We start from the raw sequence: 17,173 nt of genomic DNA, 5'->3' as shown, positions 1-17,173 counted from the left end.
GGCCGATCATGCTTTGACCTGCGTAAATGATGTTCTACTGAGGAGCTGCCGCCACCTTGACGGTCATCGTGGCACCGTTCTTCGGCTCCTTGGTGATCTTGATCTGGGTGCCGGTGTCAGGAACCTTCACGCTTCCGGTCGGGTTCTGGTCGGACCAGTAGACGCGGTTGTGGTCGTCGAAGACGGACACGCCGGGGCGGGACGGGATCTTCAGCGCGGCATCGGCGTTGTGCAGCGTGATCGCGTCCGTGCGGCGGGTGCTGAAGGACGCGTCGAACGGCTGGATCTTGTTGCGCAGCACCGTGCCGTTCGTCCACCTCAGCGGGGCGGCGTGGGCGTCGACCGGAAGGATCAGGCCCTCGCCCGGGTGGACGCTCGTGTTGTTGTCGCCCTGCGAGGTGTCCCAGAGCCAGACCATCAGGCCGTTCTGGTAGGGGTAGTGCTCGACCCAGTCCGGCCGCGCGGCGGAGCCGAAGTTGTACGGGCCCACCGCCAGGGTGGCGTCGTACGAGACGTACTGACGGTTCTCCGCGATGTAGTACTCGTCGTAGTCCTTGGTGAAGGACGCGCCGATGCGGGAGAAGCCGTCCGCCGTCCAGCCGCCCGCGTCACCCTCGGCGTCGTCCGTGAAGACCGGCCGGCCGTCCGCGGTGAGGCTGAGGTCGTCGGCCGCGAAGCCCTTCTGGGCCACGCCGCCGTCGGTCGCGTAGCGGAAGCGCAGGTCGACCTTCTTGCCCGCGTAGGCGTCCAGCGGGAAGTCGAGCTTCTCGTAGGCGCCCGAGGTACCGGTCAGCGCCGGGCGGTCGGCGCCGTCGCGCGGGATCGCCCTGCCGTCCGCGGTGCCCTCCAGCGGCGTCCAGTTGGCGCCGCCGTCCGTGGATACCTCGGCGTAGAGGTAGTCGTAGTTCTCCTCGATGTCCCACCAGCCGTCCAGGGACAGGTCGGCGGAGGAGGCACCGGTGAGGTCGACGGACCGGGTGAGGGTGTTCTTCAGGTCGTCGCCCATCCCGCTCCACCACTGCTTGCCGCCCTGTGCGGGCGTCACGACGGTGGTGGTGACGGCCTTCTTCGGCAGGTCGACCACGAGGGCCTGCGGATTGGCGGTGTTGTACTCCGAGACGCCCAGTTTGTGGGTGGAGGCGGTGGCCGCCTCGGCCTCGTCGTAGTCGAGCCAGCCGAGCTGGAGCTTGTCCCAGGCGGTCATGTCGCCCGGCAGGTTGCCGATCTCGTCCTCGCCGGTGCCCAGCCAGGAGCCCGCCGACATCAGCGACCAGAAGCCCACCGAGTTGTCGCCGGCACCGGTGGTGTCGTAGAGGTCGGGCAGGCCGAGGTCGTGCGCGTACTCGTGGGCGAAGACGCCGAGGCCGCCGTTCTCGGGCTGCATGGTGTAGTCGCCGACCCAGATGCCGGTGTCACCGATCTCGGTGCCGCCCGCCTTGTTCTCCGCGGGACCCGACAGGCCCGCCTTGTCGCCGTACGCGTACCAGCGGTGCGCCCACAGGGCGTCCTCACCCTGGACGCCGCCGCCCGCGGACTCGTCCTCGCCGGCGTGCACGATCTGGAAGTGGTCGATGTAGCCGTCGGGCTCGTTGAAGTTCCCGTCGCCGTCGTAGTCGTAGCGGTCCCAGGTGTCGTACTGCGCCAGGTCCGCCTTGATCTCGTCGTCGGTCCTGCCCTGCGCCTGCTGGTCGGCCGCCCAGGCGTTGACGCCGTCGCGGACCAGGTCCCAGACGTTGGCGCAGTTGGTGTCACCGCAGTAGTCGGAGCCGTACCGCGCCTCGTTGTAGGGGACCTTCACCCAGTCGGAGACCTCGCCGTCCACCGAGTAGCGGCCCGAGGAGGTCTTCTCGTAGTAGGTCTTCAGGGACTGCTTCGCGGCGCCGCTCGCGTCCTTGCCGGTGCCGAAGTAGATGTCCTTGAAGTGCTGCTGGTCGTAGTCCTGCTGCCAGGCCGTGCTGTTGTCCCGGGCCCGGTCGGGCTCGGCTATCTCGTTGTGGCCCGGGCCGGGTTCGCCGCCGTACTTCACGACCGGCGACTCGGGTCCGTCCGGCCCGTCCGGGTCGTACGTCGAGGTGTCGTCGACCTTGTCGCCGAACTCGGCCAGGATGGTGAAGATCTTGTCGGTCTTCTCGCGGCCGAGCTCGACGTACTTCTTGTCGTCGAGCTTGACGACCTCGGAACCGCCCTGCTTCCTGACCTGCTTCCGGCCCGCCAGCACCTGCTTGAGCGCCGACTCGCGCAGCCGCTCCTGCTGCTTGCTGAAGGGACCTTCGAGGTTGTCGCCGTGGTCCTTCACCGCGGTCGGGTCGTGGCGGTCGGCCGCCGCGGCGGGCGGCCGCGTCGTGCCCTGCGCCGTGCCGGCGCCCGCCGAGAACGCCGCGGTGGCCGCGGCAAAGGCCACGACCACCGCGCTCGCTCTGAACGTCCGTCGTCTGCTGTGCATGTCGGGATACTCCTCCCCCGTGCCCGCGTGCGCGGCCAGGGATTCTCGGTCCGGAGGTCGCGTGTACGCGCGTAGACGCATACAAGTGGACGACATTCGACCGGAGTTACGGAAAAAAAGACAGACCTTGACGTGAACAAGGCGACTGCATTAGGGCCGGCCGGACGGTGCCGTCGCTGTCCGGGATACCCGCAGGCCGGTCGGACTTCACCCGACGGGCGCTCCGGAACGTCCACTTGCCGGCCTCGATGACTCCGTGCGCCCCCTGTGCACCGGCACCGTGGGTGAGTCGGTGCTTACCTGCCGTGCCGCTCGGGCATCAGCGCAGTAGGAGTCGGTGGCCGGTACACCGGTGCGTGCCCTCTGGCGCTCGCACCGTGCCTTCCGCGTGCCGGAGCGGGCTCGACATCTGCATATCCGCGTGCCCGGGCACCCGAACCGCCCCTGGCCGAGCCGCCCGGCCCGCCGTTACGCATCACCCGACCCGCGCTCCCCGAGGACGGATCCACACCATGCCTCGTCCGACCGCCCCCCAGTTCGCCTACGGACTCAGCACCGTCGTCCTGTCCACCCTCGCCATGCTGCTGCTCTCGCAGACGACCTCCGGCGTGGGGGTGGCGGTCATCGCCGTGGCCGCACTCGGGCTCGGCCTGCTGGTGGCGGTGACGGTCCCGCTGCCGCGCGGCACCCGGCAGCCGTCCGGGAGCGCGCCGGACACCGGGTCCGCGGCGGCGCCGCGGGACGCGGGAGCGGATACGGGCGCGGGCGCGGACAGGGAAGCAGGCGCGGCGGGCGCCCCGAGGCCGCCGCGGATACGCCGGGGCCGCTCGGTGGCCGTCAGACGATACTGACGACCACCGTCCTGGCGGCCTTGTCGTGCAGGCCCTGTTTGTAGGGCCGGTCGAAGAACGACCATCCTCCGCTGACCGCCGTCCAGACGAAGGCGCAGCAGAAGGCGAACGGCACCCACAGCACGGCGGCCCGCGCCAGGGAGACCTGGAACGTGGGCGTCGAGCCGTCGCTCAGGTTCGCCACCCGCAGCTTCAGCAGCCGCTTGCCGAGGGTCTGCCCGGTCCGGGAGATCAGGATCGCGTCGTAGGCGATGTAGAACACGGCGGTGATCAACGACTCGCCGAAGGACCTGCCGAACTGCATCCGGTCGTTGATCTCGTATGCGGCGACGCCCAGCGCCAGCGACACCAGCCACACCACGACACCCACGACGACGATGTCGATGACCCGTGCGAGGACCCGCCTGCCGCTGGGGGCGAGGGGCGGCATGCCGGCGAGTGGGTCGGGCGAGCCGTAGACCCCACCGCCCCCGAAGGGGCCGCCGAACTGCTCGCCGCCGGGCGGTGGCGGCCCGTCACCCGGCCGTCCGGAGAACGGGCCGCCGCCCATCCAGCCGCCGCTGCCCGGACCGCCGTGCCGCCCGCCGCCCGCGGCACCGGCGCCCGCGTCACCCGTGTCGCCCGTGTCGCCCCGATCCCCGGCACCGCCGTCCCACGGCCCACCGCCGCCGGACGGAGAACGCCCCGTGCCACCGTCGCCGGAGGGGGGCTGCCCGGGGCCCGCGCGCGCCGCGGAGGCCGGACCCGGGCTGCCGTTCACCGTGGAGAGGGGCCCCGGACCGCCCCTGGACCGGGCGGGCCCCCCGGGTGCGGCTCCTGCCTGCCCGGCGCCCGCGTCCCACGGCGGCACCCCACCGCCCGGCGGCGAGGTGCCTCCCTGCGGCGGGCGCCGACGCGTGACGGGGTCCTCTTCGGGTGGCTCGTCGGGGCCCGGCGGCGGTTCGTTGCTCATGGCCCGAGTCGACCGCGAACGCCACGGCTCCGCACTCGGCGGGCCGCCGTCCGGATGACCGTGCACCGCGCCGGCGCACTGCGGCCGGGCCGGGAGCGCCCCGGGCCGGGACCGTGGGGGCCGGGACCGTGCGGGGCCGGGACCGTGCGGGGCCGGCACTCGGGATCCACGAGACGGGCGCGCCCGCAGGTGCCTGGGCACCCTGAGCCGCCGCGGCCCCGCGCCCTGGGGGTGCCGCGGGGCCGGGTCAGGCCGACACGAACGTACGGGCCGCCTTGTCGTGCCAGCACTGCCGCCAGGGCCGGTCGAACACGCACCACAGCACACCGACGACGCCGACCACCAGCAGCCCGGACACGCTGTAGAGCAGCCAGCGGCGCAGGGCCGCACCGAACGACGGCGGCTCGTGCCCCTCGATGTGCCGCACCGTGAGGCCGCAGAGCTTCTTGCCGAGGGTGCGGCCCCAGCGGGCGGTCGGCACGGCTTCGTAGAGCGCGCCGAAGACCAGCAGGACGGCGAGCACGATGCCCAGGGAGGTGGCCGTGGTGCCGTCGAGCAGCCAGACGGTGACGGTCTCGCCGGACAGCTTGGCCGCGTCGATCTTGTCGTGGATGTGATCGGCCGCCCGGGACCCGAGCGGCACGGCGGCCACGGCGGTGACGGCGCCGAGCACGACCGTGTCGATCAGGCGTGCGGCGAAGCGTTTCCCGAGCGCGGCGGGCCGGATCGCGGCCTGGGCCTGCGCGGCGGCCAGGAACGGATCGCTGGTCGGCGGCTTCCACGGCACCACGGGTTGGTCGCCGCCCGCCGGGGCCGGTCCGGCCTGCTGCGGGGCCGGGTGCCCGGCCCCCGGGGCCTGGGGCCACGGCTCGGCGGGGCCCGCACCCGGCTGCTGCGGCAGATAGGGCACGGTCCCGGGGGCGGCCGGCACCCCGGCGACCGTGGGGCCGCTGGTGCCGGCGGTCTGCGGGCCCTGCGGGGCGCCGAACCGCCCCGGTGCCCGGCCGCCGGGGCCGGGCGGCGTCTGCTGCCCCGGGGCGCCGGCCGGGTCGGCCGTGTCGGGGCCGGCACCCGGGCGCACGGCGCGGATGGCGACCGTACCGGTCTCCACGGGACCGCCCTGCGGCGTGCCCTGCTCCGGTGCCGAGGGGCCGCGGCCGGCGTCGGGGCGGCGGAAGACAACGGTGCCTTCGGGGTTGCCGCCGCCCTGGGCCTGCTCGCCGCCCGCCGGGCCCACGGCGGCGGCGTCCTGCCGCGCGGCCCGGATCTGCATGGTGCCGTCCCGCCGCCCGCCGCCCTGCTCGCCCTGCGCGGGCCCCGGGGTGTGCGGCGCCCGGGGGTCGACGCGGGGGTCGGCGCCCGCGGGGGCGCCCCAGGACACCCGGCGGTCCTTGTCGCCGCCGAAGCCGGACTGCCGGGAGGCGTCCGCCTGCCATGCGGACGCCGGCTCCGGCCTGCTGCCGTGCTCCACCTGCCGGCCGGACGTGCCCTGCTCGCCCGGGCCGTCGGCCGGCTCGCCGCTCCCTGCGGCCGGGCCCGCACCGGGCGCCGCGCCGCGGGCCGCGGCGCCCTCCTCCCGGTCCTGCACGTCCGGGCCGGTCTGCTCGGGGATGCCGGGGTGCTGCGCGGCGGCGGTCCCGCCCTGGTCCACGGCGCCCGGCTGCTGCGCCAGGCCGGCCCCGGCGGCGGACTCCGGGTGGTCCGCGGCACCCTGCTGCTCCGGGATGGCCGGGTGTTCGGGAGCGCCCTGGGTCTGCTGCGGGATGCCGGAGGGCGGCTCCTCGTCGAAGAAGACGGGACCCGTCTCCTCCACGGACGCCGACGCCGGTGCGGCCCCCGGCGGGAGCGGCAGGGTCTCGCCGGCGGCGGGGGCCGGGCGGCTCGTGCCCGGCACCCAGGCGGCACCGTTCCAGTACCGGACGTACCCGGGAATGGACGGGTCCGGGTAGTAGCCCTCGCGGGGCCTGTCGTCGCCGGGGGCCGGGGTTGGGGCGCTCATGTCCGTCGTCCCGTATCTGCTCGGGGATTCTGTGGGGGTCCACATCTATCAGACCTGCGCACGCGGCCGGGCCCGTGTGGCCGCACGGACCACTTTCCGGGTACCCGCGGCCCCTCGTACCGCCCTGACGGGCCCTCACGGGCGGCGGCGCGGGGCCGTGCAGGGGGTGCGGAGCGCCTGCGGTGCGCCGGGTGGCGCGCACTTGTGCCTGCACTGAGCAGAATTCTTCTCCGAACCCGCGTAATGCTCGCGCCCTTACGCGCTCTGTGAGTGTGCGGACCCGTTCCCGGGTGCCCCCGCACCAGGCGTGGCCGGTCGCCGCCGGCCCGGACCCACAGGAGAGGAAGGCCACGACATGCACACCGTGGTGGAGCGCGAACTGAAGCTGAGTCTGGTCCTGTCGCCCGAACGCAGCATTCCGGTACCGGCGCTGTTCACCTACCGCACCGACGACCCGTACGCCGTCCACGTCACCTTCCACACCGACACGGAACACCCGGTGCGCTGGACGTTCGCGCGCGAACTGCTGGTCGAAGGGGTGTTCAGGCCGTGCGGGTACGGGGACGTGCGGGTCTGGCCGACGAAGGTGAACGGGCGGCGGGTCGTCCTGCTCGCGCTCAGCTCGCCGAACGGCGACGCCCTGCTGGAGGCCCCCGCGGACGTGGTGTCCGTCTGGCTGGAGGGCACCCTGCGGGAGGTCGCGCCGGGCGCCGAGGGCGAGCGGCTCGGCATCGACAGCGGCCTCGCCGAACTGCTCGCACCCGCCGCGGCCGACGACGTGCGGGTGGCCGAGCCCTGGCCCTCGGACGACACCGGGGACGGTGAGTGAGCGACCGGGCGGGGGACACCGCGCGCCCGGTGCGCCACGTACGCCGGGGGGCCGCGGGATCGGGTCAGAACAGCTTGCCGGGGTTGAGGATGCCGTACGGGTCGAAGGTCTTCTTGATCGCGCGCTGCATTTCGAGGCCGACCGGACCGATCTCGCGGGCCAGCCACTCCTTCTTCAGCACGCCGACGCCGTGTTCGCCGGTGATGGTGCCGCCGAGTTCCAGGCCGAGGCCCATGATCTCGTCGAAGGACGCGCGGGCCCGGCGGGACTCGTCGGGGTCCGAGGCGTCGAAGCAGACGGTGGGGTGGGTGTTGCCGTCTCCGGCGTGCGCGATGACACCGATGGTGAGCCGGTGCCTGTCGGCGATGCGTTCGATGCCCTCGATCAGCGCGCCGAGCCGTGAGCGGGGCACGCACACGTCGTCGATCATCGTGGTGCCCTTGACCGCCTCCAGTGCCGTGAGCGAGAGGCGCCGCGCCTGGAGGAGGAGTTCGGACTCCGCGAGGTCGTCGGCCGGTACGACCTGGCCGGCGCCCGCGGCCTCGCAGAGCGCGCCGAGCGCCGCGAGGTCGGCGGTGGGCTCGGGGGTGTCGAAGGCGGCCAGCAGCAGGGCCTCCGTGCTCTCCGGAAGGCCCATGCCCGCCATGGCGTTGACGGCCCGCAGGGTCGTGCGGTCCATCAGTTCGAGCAGCGAGGGGACGTGGCCCCGGGCCATGATCCGGCAGACCGCGTCGCACGCCTCGGCCGCCGAGCCGAACTCCGCGGCCAGCACGAGCTGGGCGGGCGGCTGCGGCTTGAGGGCGAGCACGGCACGCACCACGACACCGAGGCTGCCCTCGGAGCCGACGATCAGACGGGTCAGGTCGTAGCCGGCGACGCCCTTGGCGGTGCGGCGTCCCGTGCTCATCAACCGCCCGTCGGCGAGCACCACGTCGAGCCCGAGCACGTACTCGGCCGTGACCCCGTACTTGACGCAGCACAGCCCGCCGGACGCGGTGCCGATGTTTCCGCCGATGGTGCACATCTCCCAGCTCGAGGGGTCCGGCGGGTAGTACAGGCCCTGTTCGCCGACGGCCTTCGACAGGGTGGCGTTGACGACACCGGGCTCGACGACGGCGATCCGGTCGACGGGGTCGATCTCCAGGATGCGGTCCATCTTGACGAGGGACAGCACGATGCAGCCGTCGCTGGCGTTGGCCGCGCCGGACAGACCGGTGCGCGCGCCCTGCGGCACCACGGGCACGCGCAGCTCGTGCGCGGTGCGCAGGGTGTGCTGGACGTGTTCCACGGTACGCGGCAGGACCACGGCGGCCGGCCGGCCCGCCTCGCAGAAACTGGCCATGTCATGGGAGTAGGAGGCCGTCACGTCGGGGTCGGTGAGGACGGCTTCCTCGGGGAGACCTGAGCGGAGTCGTTCGACGAGAGTGGGGCTCATGATCCGAGCGTCGCACCCGGGGCCATCGGTGTGAACCCCGTCTGCGCCGCCGTACGCGTGCCGGGCGGGATCGGCACGGGGCCGCACAGTGTCGGCCATGGAGAACGAACCGGAGCGGTCCCGCCCCGCGGAACCGGGGCACGCGGTGCGCCCGCCCGGCGGGAGGCAGGCGCCGGCGGGGCGTGCGGGTGCCCGGTGGGCGGCGCCGGTGGTGCGGGTGCTGCGGGCGCGGTGGCGGCGGACCGGCGGACCGTGGGCGGCGGACGCGCTGGGCTGGGCGCTGCACCGGGCGGGACGGGACGCCCAGGCCGAGGACCTGACCCGCGCGGCTACCGGCGGCGGGCCGCGCAGCGCCCTGTTCCTCTACCACCGCGCGGAGATCGAACGGGCCCTGGGCGAGGCGGCGCCGGCCCGCCGCCGGGTGCGTGCGGCGCTGCGCGTCAACCCGTACTTCTCGCCCCTGGGCGCGCCTCGCGCCCGGCGGTTGCTGGCCGCGCTCGGCGAGCCCCCGGACCAGGGACCGCCGCGCTGAGCCCCGGACCGGGCCGCCGGCCCGCGGGCGCCCCACCGTCCGACGGGTGGTGGCCGCCGGGCTCGGAGTTCGCCGGGCGCGAAGTGGTGGCTACAGGTTGCCGCGCAGGTCCTGCTCCCGCTCGATCGCCTCGAAGAGGGCCTTGAAGTTGCCCTTGCCGAAGCCCATCGAGCCGTGCCGTTCGATGATCTCGAAGAACACCGTCGGCCGGTCCTGGACGGGCTTGGTGAAGATCTGGAGCAGGTACCCGTCCTCGTCGCGGTCGGCGAGGATCTTCAGCTCGCGCAGCGTCTCGATCGGCACCCGGGTGTCGCCGACCCACTCCCCGAGGGTGTCGTAGTAGGAGTCGGGGGTGTCCAGGAAGCCGACGCCCGCGGCGCGCATCGTCCGGACCGTCTGGACGATGTCGTTGGTGGCGAGCGCGATGTGCTGGACGCCTGCCCCGCCGTAGAACTCCAGGTACTCGTCGATCTGCGACTTCTTCCTGGCGACCGCGGGTTCGTTGATGGGGAACTTCACCTTGAGGGTGCCGTCCGCGACCACCTTCGACATCAGCGCGCTGTACTCGGTCGCGATGTCGTCGCCGACGAACTCCTTCATGTTGGTGAAGCCCATGACGTCGTTGTAGAACGCGACCCACTCGTTCATGCGGCCCAGTTCCACATTGCCGACGCAGTGGTCGATGGCCTGGAAGGTGCGGCGCGCCGGCGGCTCGGTGAGCGGGGCGGCCGCGGTGTAGCCGGGCAGGTAGGGGCCCTCGTAGCGGGTGCGCTCGACCAGGGTGTGGCGGGTGCTGCCGTAGGTGGCGATCGCGGCGAGCACCACGGTGCCGTGCTCGTCCGTCACCTCGTACGGCTCGGCGAGGCCGCGGGCGCCGTGCGCGGTGGCGTAGGCGTAGGCGGCGCGGGCGTCGGGCACCTCGATGGCGAGGTCGACGACCCCGTCGCCGTGCTCGGCCACGTGGGAGGCGAGGAACCGGCCCCACTCGGTGGCGGGCTTGATGACGGAGAGGAGGACGAACCGCGCGGAGCCGTTCTCCAGGACGTAGCCGGCCGTCTCGCGGCTGCCGGTCTCGGGTCCTGCGTAGGCGACGAGGCGCATACCGAAGGCGGACGAGTAGTAGTGCGCGGCCTGCTTGGCGTTGCCCACGGCGAAGACGACGGCGTCCATGCCCTTCACCGGGAAGGGGTCGGCCTGCCGGGCGGTGTCGGGGGTGCGGGTGTGCGCTGGGGTGTGCGCTGATGTCGCTGCCATGGGGTCAGGTTCTCGCCGTTCCACAAGGTGCGCAACAGATCGCGAATTGACTGTGCAATATGCAGAGTGATACGCCAAGATGGCCGGACGATCTGTACAGGATGACCACACCGATCACCGTCCCGGAGGACACCTTGGCCATCGATCGTCTGGACGGCAGGCTGCTGGTGCTGCTGGCACGCGAGCCCCGGATCGGCGTGCTGGAGGCGTCCCGGCGGCTCGGCGTCGCGCGCGGCACGGTACAGGCCCGCCTCGACCGCCTCCGGGAGCACGGCGTGATCCGCGGCTTCGGCCCCGAGGTGGACCCGGCCGCGCTGGGCTACCCGGTCACGGCCTTCGCGACGCTGCAGATCCGGCAGGGCCAGGGCGCGGACGTCCGCGCGCACCTGGCCACCGTTCCCGAGGTGCTCGAACTGCACACCACCACCGGCAGCGGCGACATGCTCTGCCGCCTGGTGGCCCGGTCCAACGCCGATCTGCAACGGGTGATCGACCGGGTGGTGGGCTTCGACGGGATCGTGCGGGCGTCCACCGCCATCGTCATGGAGAACCCGGTACCGCTGCGGATCATCCCGCTGGTGGAGCAGGCGGCCCAGGAACCCTGAGGACACCCGCGCGGGGCGTGCGGGACGCGGAGGACGTGCGGGACGCGGAGGACGTGCAGGGCGAGCCGGGGTGTCCGGTGCCGCGGCCCGCGCCGGACCGGTCCCCGTGGGCCGGTGCCTGTGGGCCCCTGCGTGCCGGTCCCTGTGGGCCCCTGCGTGCCGGCCCCGGGGTGGCCCGGGCGGCCCGGACGCGCGGTCCTCAGCAACTCGGCACGGAGCCCCCGGACTTCAGCGCCCGCAGCGCCTGGACCGCGCCCTTCAAGGTGGACACCGGCACCAGTCGCAGGCCCTTGGGCAGTTCGGCGCGCGCGTCCGAGCACTCCGCCTCCGGCACCAGGAAGACGGTGGCGCCGTCCCGCCGGGCCGCCTGCGTCTTCAGCGCCACCCCGCCGACGGCCCCGACCGAGCCGCGCGAGGTGATCGTCCCGGTGCCGGCGACGACCCGGCCGCCGGTCAGGTCGCCCCCCTTGCCGTCGCCGGCCAGCTTGTCCACGATGCCCAGCGAGAACAGCAGCCCGGCGCTGGGTCCTCCCACGTTGGCGAGCCGCAGCCGCACATGCACCTCGGAGGGGCTCCTGCCGAGGTAGGCGAGCGCCGCGGCGGTCGCGGTGTTCTGCGACTTCCGCATCTCCTCGGTGTTGCGCCGCTCGATCTCCCTGGTGTTCCCGCCGCCCGGGTAGACCGAGTCGCGCGGCATCACAGCCTGGTCGGTGCGGAACCAGCCGTCGACCACATCACCGAGGTACACGTCCTGGGCGGGGCCCGTCGCCGCGATCGTGGTCATCCGCAGTTGCCCGCTGGTGCGGCGCGTGGGCACCCCGGTGACCGTCACGACCTGGGCGCCCTTGTAGGTGCCCAGCACGTTCGCGGTGAGCCCGGGCACCGCCACGGAGAACGGCAGCGGCGCGAGGACGGCGGCGGCGATCAGCCCGACCAGCGGTACACCACAGACAACGAGGGCCTTGCCCCGACGCAGACGAAACACGCCACCCAATCTAGCCTCTCGCCGGGGAGCGGTATCACCGCGTGGTGCGCGGGAGCGGCCGGCGGGCGGTACGGGCGCGGGCGGCGCAGGCGCGGGCGCGGGGTCCGGCGGGGCGCGCACCGCCGACCGGGCCCCGGCGGCACGGGTCGAACGGTCAGCGCAGCGCCTCCGCCACCTCGCGGGCCGCGTGCACCACGCGGGCGCCGATCTCCTCCGGTACGCATTCCGAGAGCATCACCACTCCCACGCTGCCCTCCACGCCGCTCACCCCGAGCAGCGGCGCCGCGGCGCCGCTGGCACCGGTCTCCAACTCGCCGTACGTCAGCGTGTACCCGGGGTCCGCGGCCATCCCCTGCCGCGCGGCCAGGATCGCCCGGCCCGCGGCCCCGCGGTCCAGCGGGTGCCTGAAACCGGTCCGGTACGCCACGTGGTAGTCGGTCCAGGTCGGCTCCACGACGGCCACCGCCAGCGCCTCGGTGCCGTCGACCAGGGTCAGGTGCGCGGTGGCGCCTATGTCCTCGGCGAGGGACCGCAGGGCGGGCAGCGCGGCCTCGCGCACCAGCGGGTGCACCTGGCGTCCGAGCCGCAGCACCCCGAGTCCCACCCGGGCCCGGCCGCCCAGGTCGCGGCGGACGAGGGCGTGCTGTTCGAGGGTGGCGAGCAGCCGGTAGACGACGGTGCGGTTCACGCCGAGCCTGGTGGACAGCTCGGTGACGGTCAGGCCGTGGTCGGTGTCGGCGAGCAGCTTGAGGACCCTGAGGCCCCGGTCGAGCGTCTGGGAGGTCTCCGCGGTCACGACGCCCACTCCTTCGGTGGTGAGGGTCGACGGCCCCGTGCGTGGAGGGTGCGCCGCCGGTCCCGTCGGCGACGCGCTACAGAGGCCGCCGGTCGGTCAGCGACCCGGGGGCTGTGCCGAGCTCCCGTACCGAGTCGCGCAGGCACCGGCTGCGCTCCGCGGCGGCGCTGCCACGGGGCGTGTGCGTAGCCGGACAGTAGCGACCCGGTTCGCTCAGCGGAAGACTCCGTCCAGAATCCGGGCAATGACCTGAACGGAGCGCCCGTAATTGCCCTGATACGTTCGGCGACCAGCTTCCGGCGGGCGCGCTCGGGCCCCTTCCGACGGCCGGTGGCCCTTCCGTCGACTCCCCGGGACAGGTGCGGGGAAGCGGACGGCGAACCACCACGAAACCACCGGGACGCCACCGGCCCGAGGGGCGGGTGCGGTCCGGCCCGAGGGGGCGGGCGCGGTCCGGCCCGAGGGCGGGCGCGCTCGCGCCGCGACCGAACGGACGGACTCGCCCCACGGCCCGGAGGGGCGGGTGCGCTCGCGCCGCCGGCCGAGCAGGGGCACGGGCGGTCGGATCCGGCGCCACCGGACGCCGCCCCCGCTGCCCCGCGGCCCGGGGCGCCGAGACCCCGGGGCACCACGGCCCCGCGGCCCGGTGCACCGGGAGACCCGGGACGCCGGGGCACCGGGGGGCCTCCGGACGCCGGGGCACCGGGAGACCCCGGTACCGCTCACCGCATCCGCGTGGCCCACTCCTGGATCTTGGCTATCCGCTGCCGGATCTGCCCCGCGGTGGCCTCCGCGCTCGGCGGCCCCCCGCACACCCGGCGCAACTCGGTGTGGACCACGCCGTGCGGCTTCCCGCTCTGGTGGACGTAGGCGCCGACCAGCGTGTTGAGCTGCTTGCGCAGCTCCATCAGCTCCTTGTGGCTGACCACGGGCCGCCGCTCGGCGGGGAGTTCGAGGAGGTCGGCCTCGTCGTCGGGACGCTTCCTGCTGTGCGCGATCTGCCGTGCCTGCCGCTTCTGGAGCAGCATCTGCACCTGGTCGGGCTCCAGCAGGCCGGGGATGCCGAGGTAGTCCTGCTCCTCCTCGCTGCCGGGGTGCGCCTGCATGCCGAACTCGGCGCCGTCGTAGAGCACCCGGTCGAAGACCGCGTCGGACTCCAGGGCCTCGAAGGGCAGCGCCTCCTGCTCACCGGTGTCCTCGTCCTGTTCGCGGTTGGCCTCGGCCATCTCCTTCTCGGACTCCGCGTACGGGTCCTCGTCCCCGCCGTCCTTCTTCGGCTTGTCGAGGACGTGGTCGCGTTCGACCTCCATCTCGTTGGCGAAGCCGAGCAGGTCCGGAATGGTGGGCAGGAACACGGAGGCCGTCTCGCCGCGCCGCCTGGAGCGCACGAAACGGCCCACCGCCTGCGCGAAGAAGAGCGGCGTGGAGATGGTGGTGGCGTAGACGCCGACCGCGAGCCGCGGTACGTCGACGCCCTCCGACACCATCCGCACGGCCACCATCCAGCGGTCGTCGCCGGCGCTGAAGTCGTCGATGCGGCCCGAGGCCCCGGTGTCGTCGGAGAGCACGAGCGTGGCCCTCTCGCCGGTGACCTCGCGGAGCAGCTTCGCGTACGCCCGCGCCGAGTCCTGGTCGGAGGCGATGACGAGGCCGCCGGCGTCCGGGATGGCCTTGCGCACCTCGGTGAGCCGCCGGTCCGCGGCGCTGAGCACGTTCGGCATCCAGTCGCCGCGCGGGTCGAGCGCGGTGCGCCAGGCCTGGGAGACGGCGTCCTTGGTCATCGGCTCGCCGAGCCGCGCCGCGATCTCGTCGCCCGCCTTGGTGCGCCAGCGCATGTTGCCGCTGTAGCTGAGGAAGATCACCGGGCGCACCACGCCGTCGCTGAGGGCGCTGCCGTATCCGTACGTGTAGTCGGCCGCGGACCGCCGTATCCCGTCGTTGCCCTCCTCGTACACGACGAAGGGGATCGGGTTGGTGTCGGAGCGGAACGGGGTGCCGGTGAGGGCGAGCCGGCGGGTGGCGGGCTCGAAGGCCTCCAGGCACGCCTCGCCCCAGGACTTGGAGTCGCCGGCGTGGTGGATCTCGTCCAGGATGACCAGGGTCTTGCGCTGTTCCACGCGGTTGCGGTGCAGCATGGGCCGCACGCCCACGCCCGCGTAGGTGACCGCGACGCCGTGGTAGTCGCGGCTGAGCGGGCCCGCGCTGTACTCGGGGTCGAGCCTGATCCCGATCCGGGCGGCGGCCTCGGCCCACTGCTTCTTCAGGTGCTCGGTCGGCGCGACCACCGTCACCTGCTGCACGACGTGGTGGTGCAGCAGCCAGGAGGCGAGCGTCAGCGCGAACGTCGTCTTGCCGGCCCCCGGTGTCGCCACCGCCAGGAAGTCCCGCGGCTGCTCGTTGATGTACCGCTCCATCGCCCCCTGCTGCCAGGCACGCAGCCGCCCGGCCGTACCCCAGGGTGCGCGGCCGGGAAAGGCGGGGGACAGATGGTGGGAGGAAGAGGAGGAGGTGCTGGTAGTCACGGTCTCCGGTTCGGATCACTCGATCGGCCAGGTACGACAACCGGGCCACCTTATCGGGCGGCCCCCGCCGGGCCCGGCCCGAGGAGGCGGGCGGGGGCGGGGTGGGACGGAGGTCACAGTACGGCCGGCGGGCGTGCACGGGGCCGGTGGAGCGGGCGTCAGGACGGCCGCGGGCCGCGCTCCAGCAGGCGGGTGGTGACCCACATCCCGACCAGCGCGACGGCCGCCATCGGCAGGAACACCGCCGTGAAGGCGGCGGGATGGGAGGTGGTCGCGGTGGCGGCCGGGCCCGCGGCGGAGGAGGCCGTGGAGGCGACCGAGCCGCCACCGAGCGCGGCGAACGCGGCACCGCCCGCGGCGAGCAGCAGGGCGTTCGACAGCCCGTCGGAGATCTGCAGCGCCGCGGAGTTCGCGCCCGCCTCGTGCGGTGCGGACAGCTTGAGCAGCAGCACGCTGGTGGAGGAGATCACGAGTCCCATGCCGAGGCCGCCGACGCCCCAGGCGAGCGCGACGATCCAGACCGGCACGGCCTGGACGAGCACGCTGGGCACCATCACGATGGCGACGGCCTCCAGCAGCATCCCGCCCGTCATCAGCCGCTCCCGGTGCGGCTGGGCACGGGGCCTCGACTGGATCCAGCTACCCAGCGACCAGGTGGCTCCGCCCAGCGCCAGCGAGAGGCCGGCGAGGGTCGGCGACAGGCCGCGCTGGGTGACCAGCATCAGCGGGACGAAGGACTCCGCGGCGATGAAGGACCCGGCCGCAAGACCGCGCAGCAGTACGACGGAGGGCAGGCCCCGGGTCGCGCGGTAGGTGCCGCGCGGCAGCAGCCCGAGCACCGAAGGCACCAGCAGCGCGGCGCCCGCAACCAGCGGCAGCAGGGAGTGCCAGGCCGGGTCCTGGGCGGCGTACTGCACGAGCCCGGCCCCGAGCGAGACGCCCAGCGCGAGGCGGATCCGGCGGCGGTCCGGCGCAAAGCCCCCCTTGGCGGACCGGGCTGCGGGTGCGGCGGGGGCTGCGGGGCGTGCCGGGTCGGGGGACTCCGCCGCGCCCGGGGGCGGCACGAGGTCGGTGGACTCCGCCGCGCCGGTGGGCGGCGCGAGGTCGACGGACGCCGCTGCGCTGGTGGACGGCGCGAGGTCGACGGACGGCGCGGGGGCGGCGGGCGTGCGCGGGGAGCGGGTCGCGTCCGGTGGTCCGCCGGCGCGGCGCCGTATCTGCGGCAGGGCCAGCGCGAGCGGGAAGACCACCAGGAGCGGGATGCCGAGGAACACCCAGCGCCAGCCGAGCTGTTCGGTGACCGCGCCCGAGACGAGGGGCCCCACCAGCGCGGGCACCACCCAGCAGGCCGCGAAGGCCGCCATGATCGACGGTCGCAACCGCTCCGGGTAGGCCCGCCCCACGACCACGTACAGCGCCACGATCACCAGGCCGCCGCCCAGCCCCTGCACCGCCCTGCCCAGGATGAACAGCCACATCGAGCTCGCCGTGCCGGCCACCACGAGCCCGGCGGCGAAGGCCCCGATCCCGGTGCCGAGCGGCGCGAGCGGCCCCTGCCTGTCGGCCCACTGGCCGGCCAGGACCATCCCGAACAGGCTGGTCGTGAAGAACGCGGAGAAGGCGAAGGCGTAGAGCGTGACACCGTGCAGCTCGCGCGCCGCCACCGGCATCGCGGTACCGACGGCGGTCGCCTCGAAGGCGATCACCAGGACGACGGAGACGACGCCGAGGCTGAGCGCGAGGTACGGGCCGCTCAGCACACCGGGCGCCGGGTCCGCCCCGGCACGGGCACGGGGCGCGGCCCCGTGCCCGGCCGCTTCCCCGGCCCCGGCTCGGGCGCGGCCCCGGGTGCGAGCCTCGGACTGGGCCTCGGCTCCGGTGCCGCGGCCGGTCTCCGCGACGCCGGCCCCGGCATCGCGCGGTTCAAGGGCGCTCATGCGGTCAGCGTAAGGGGCGCCACGGACAACGGC

13 protein-coding genes are annotated in these 17,173 nt (G+C 74.1%); 4 read left to right on the top strand and 9 right to left on the bottom strand.

Annotation, left to right across the window (positions count from 1 at the left end):
• Positions 1-34: 34 nt before the first annotated feature.
• A complete protein-coding gene (locus IE313_RS10920) occupies positions 35-2,443 on the bottom strand; it encodes an immune inhibitor A domain-containing protein (RefSeq protein ID WP_189930796.1) in 2,409 nt (802 codons plus the stop codon).
• A 512-nt stretch (positions 2,444-2,955) separates the two neighbouring features.
• Here IE313_RS10920 and IE313_RS10915 point away from each other — a divergent pair.
• Complete coding sequence (locus tag IE313_RS10915; protein WP_189931031.1) at positions 2,956-3,294, top strand: hypothetical protein; 339 nt, start codon at positions 2,956-2,958, stop codon at positions 3,292-3,294.
• Here the strand turns inward: IE313_RS10915 and IE313_RS36190 are convergent.
• Positions 3,281-3,724: an RDD family protein gene (locus IE313_RS36190; protein ID WP_308439160.1), complete on the bottom strand. Its 444-nt coding sequence runs from the start codon at positions 3,722-3,724 to the stop codon at positions 3,281-3,283. The genes IE313_RS10915 and IE313_RS36190 overlap by 14 nt on opposite strands.
• 769 nt (positions 3,725-4,493) lie before the next feature.
• Positions 4,494-6,245 carry an RDD family protein gene (locus tag IE313_RS10905; RefSeq protein ID WP_189930794.1) on the bottom strand — a complete coding sequence of 584 codons (1,752 nt, stop codon included), beginning with the start codon at positions 6,243-6,245 and terminating at the stop codon, positions 4,494-4,496.
• A 355-nt stretch (positions 6,246-6,600) separates the two neighbouring features.
• Between IE313_RS10905 and IE313_RS10900 the strand changes: the two genes are divergently transcribed.
• On the top strand, positions 6,601-7,074 hold the full coding sequence (locus tag IE313_RS10900; protein WP_189930793.1) for an SsgA family sporulation/cell division regulator: 474 nt from the start codon (positions 6,601-6,603) through the stop codon (positions 7,072-7,074).
• A 64-nt stretch (positions 7,075-7,138) separates the two neighbouring features.
• Here the strand turns inward: IE313_RS10900 and IE313_RS10895 are convergent, their stop codons facing one another.
• A complete protein-coding gene (locus tag IE313_RS10895) occupies positions 7,139-8,509 on the bottom strand; it encodes an FAD-binding oxidoreductase (protein ID WP_189930792.1) in 1,371 nt (456 codons plus the stop codon).
• A gap of 97 nt (positions 8,510-8,606) precedes the next feature.
• Here IE313_RS10895 and IE313_RS36185 point away from each other — a divergent pair, with 97 nt between their 5' ends.
• The gene (locus tag IE313_RS36185; protein ID WP_189930791.1) at positions 8,607-9,041 is read left to right on the top strand and encodes a hypothetical protein; all 435 of its coding nucleotides are present in this window, start codon (positions 8,607-8,609) and stop codon (positions 9,039-9,041) included.
• 90 nt (positions 9,042-9,131) lie between these two features.
• On the opposite strand, the gene hppD is transcribed toward IE313_RS36185, so the two are convergent.
• Positions 9,132-10,295: a 4-hydroxyphenylpyruvate dioxygenase gene (gene hppD, locus IE313_RS10885; protein ID WP_189930790.1), complete on the bottom strand. Its 1,164-nt coding sequence runs from the start codon at positions 10,293-10,295 to the stop codon at positions 9,132-9,134.
• Positions 10,296-10,429: 134 nt separating this feature from the next.
• On the opposite strand from hppD, the gene IE313_RS10880 reads away from it, so the two are divergent.
• A complete protein-coding gene (locus tag IE313_RS10880; RefSeq protein ID WP_189930981.1) occupies positions 10,430-10,900 on the top strand; it encodes an Lrp/AsnC family transcriptional regulator in 471 nt (156 codons plus the stop codon).
• Between the two features lie 199 nt (positions 10,901-11,099).
• Here IE313_RS10880 and IE313_RS10875 read toward each other — a convergent pair whose 3' ends face one another.
• From IE313_RS10875 to IE313_RS10860, 4 genes are all read right to left on the bottom strand, one after another.
• The gene (locus tag IE313_RS10875) at positions 11,100-11,894 is read right to left on the bottom strand and encodes a S16 family serine protease (protein ID WP_189930789.1); all 795 of its coding nucleotides are present in this window, start codon (positions 11,892-11,894) and stop codon (positions 11,100-11,102) included.
• A gap of 145 nt (positions 11,895-12,039) precedes the next feature.
• On the bottom strand, positions 12,040-12,681 hold the full coding sequence (locus IE313_RS10870) for an IclR family transcriptional regulator (RefSeq protein ID WP_189930788.1): 642 nt from the start codon (positions 12,679-12,681) through the stop codon (positions 12,040-12,042).
• Positions 12,682-13,403: 722 nt separating this feature from the next.
• Positions 13,404-15,203 carry a DEAD/DEAH box helicase gene (locus IE313_RS10865; protein WP_189930787.1) on the bottom strand — a complete coding sequence of 600 codons (1,800 nt, stop codon included), beginning with the start codon at positions 15,201-15,203 and terminating at the stop codon, positions 13,404-13,406.
• A gap of 158 nt (positions 15,204-15,361) precedes the next feature.
• Complete coding sequence (locus IE313_RS10860) at positions 15,362-17,140, bottom strand: MFS transporter (protein WP_229924526.1); 1,779 nt, start codon at positions 17,138-17,140, stop codon at positions 15,362-15,364.
• Between the last annotated feature and the right edge of the window lie 33 nt (positions 17,141-17,173).

The organism is Streptomyces sulfonofaciens (assembly GCF_014656295.1).
GTDB lineage: Bacteria > Actinomycetota > Actinomycetes > Streptomycetales > Streptomycetaceae > Streptomyces > Streptomyces sulfonofaciens.
The sequence above is the reverse complement of the archived record's forward strand: the minus strand, read 5'-3'. Positions and strand labels throughout refer to the sequence as shown.

Excerpts from the sequence above, each read along its gene's own strand:
- IE313_RS10920 (WP_189930796.1), bottom strand. The coding sequence starts at position 2,443 with ATGCACAGCAGACGACGGACGTTCAGAGCGAGCGCGGTGGTCGTGGCC.
- IE313_RS10915 (WP_189931031.1), top strand. The coding sequence starts at position 2,956 with ATGCCTCGTCCGACCGCCCCCCAGTTCGCCTACGGACTCAGCACCGTC.
- IE313_RS36190 (WP_308439160.1), bottom strand. The coding sequence starts at position 3,724 with ATGCCGCCCCTCGCCCCCAGCGGCAGGCGGGTCCTCGCACGGGTCATC.
- IE313_RS10905 (WP_189930794.1), bottom strand. The coding sequence starts at position 6,245 with ATGAGCGCCCCAACCCCGGCCCCCGGCGACGACAGGCCCCGCGAGGGC.
- IE313_RS10900 (WP_189930793.1), top strand. The coding sequence starts at position 6,601 with ATGCACACCGTGGTGGAGCGCGAACTGAAGCTGAGTCTGGTCCTGTCG.
- IE313_RS10895 (WP_189930792.1), bottom strand. The coding sequence starts at position 8,509 with ATGAGCCCCACTCTCGTCGAACGACTCCGCTCAGGTCTCCCCGAGGAA.
- IE313_RS36185 (WP_189930791.1), top strand. The coding sequence starts at position 8,607 with ATGGAGAACGAACCGGAGCGGTCCCGCCCCGCGGAACCGGGGCACGCG.
- hppD (WP_189930790.1), bottom strand. The coding sequence starts at position 10,295 with ATGGCAGCGACATCAGCGCACACCCCAGCGCACACCCGCACCCCCGAC.
- IE313_RS10860 (WP_229924526.1), bottom strand. The coding sequence starts at position 17,140 with ATGAGCGCCCTTGAACCGCGCGATGCCGGGGCCGGCGTCGCGGAGACC.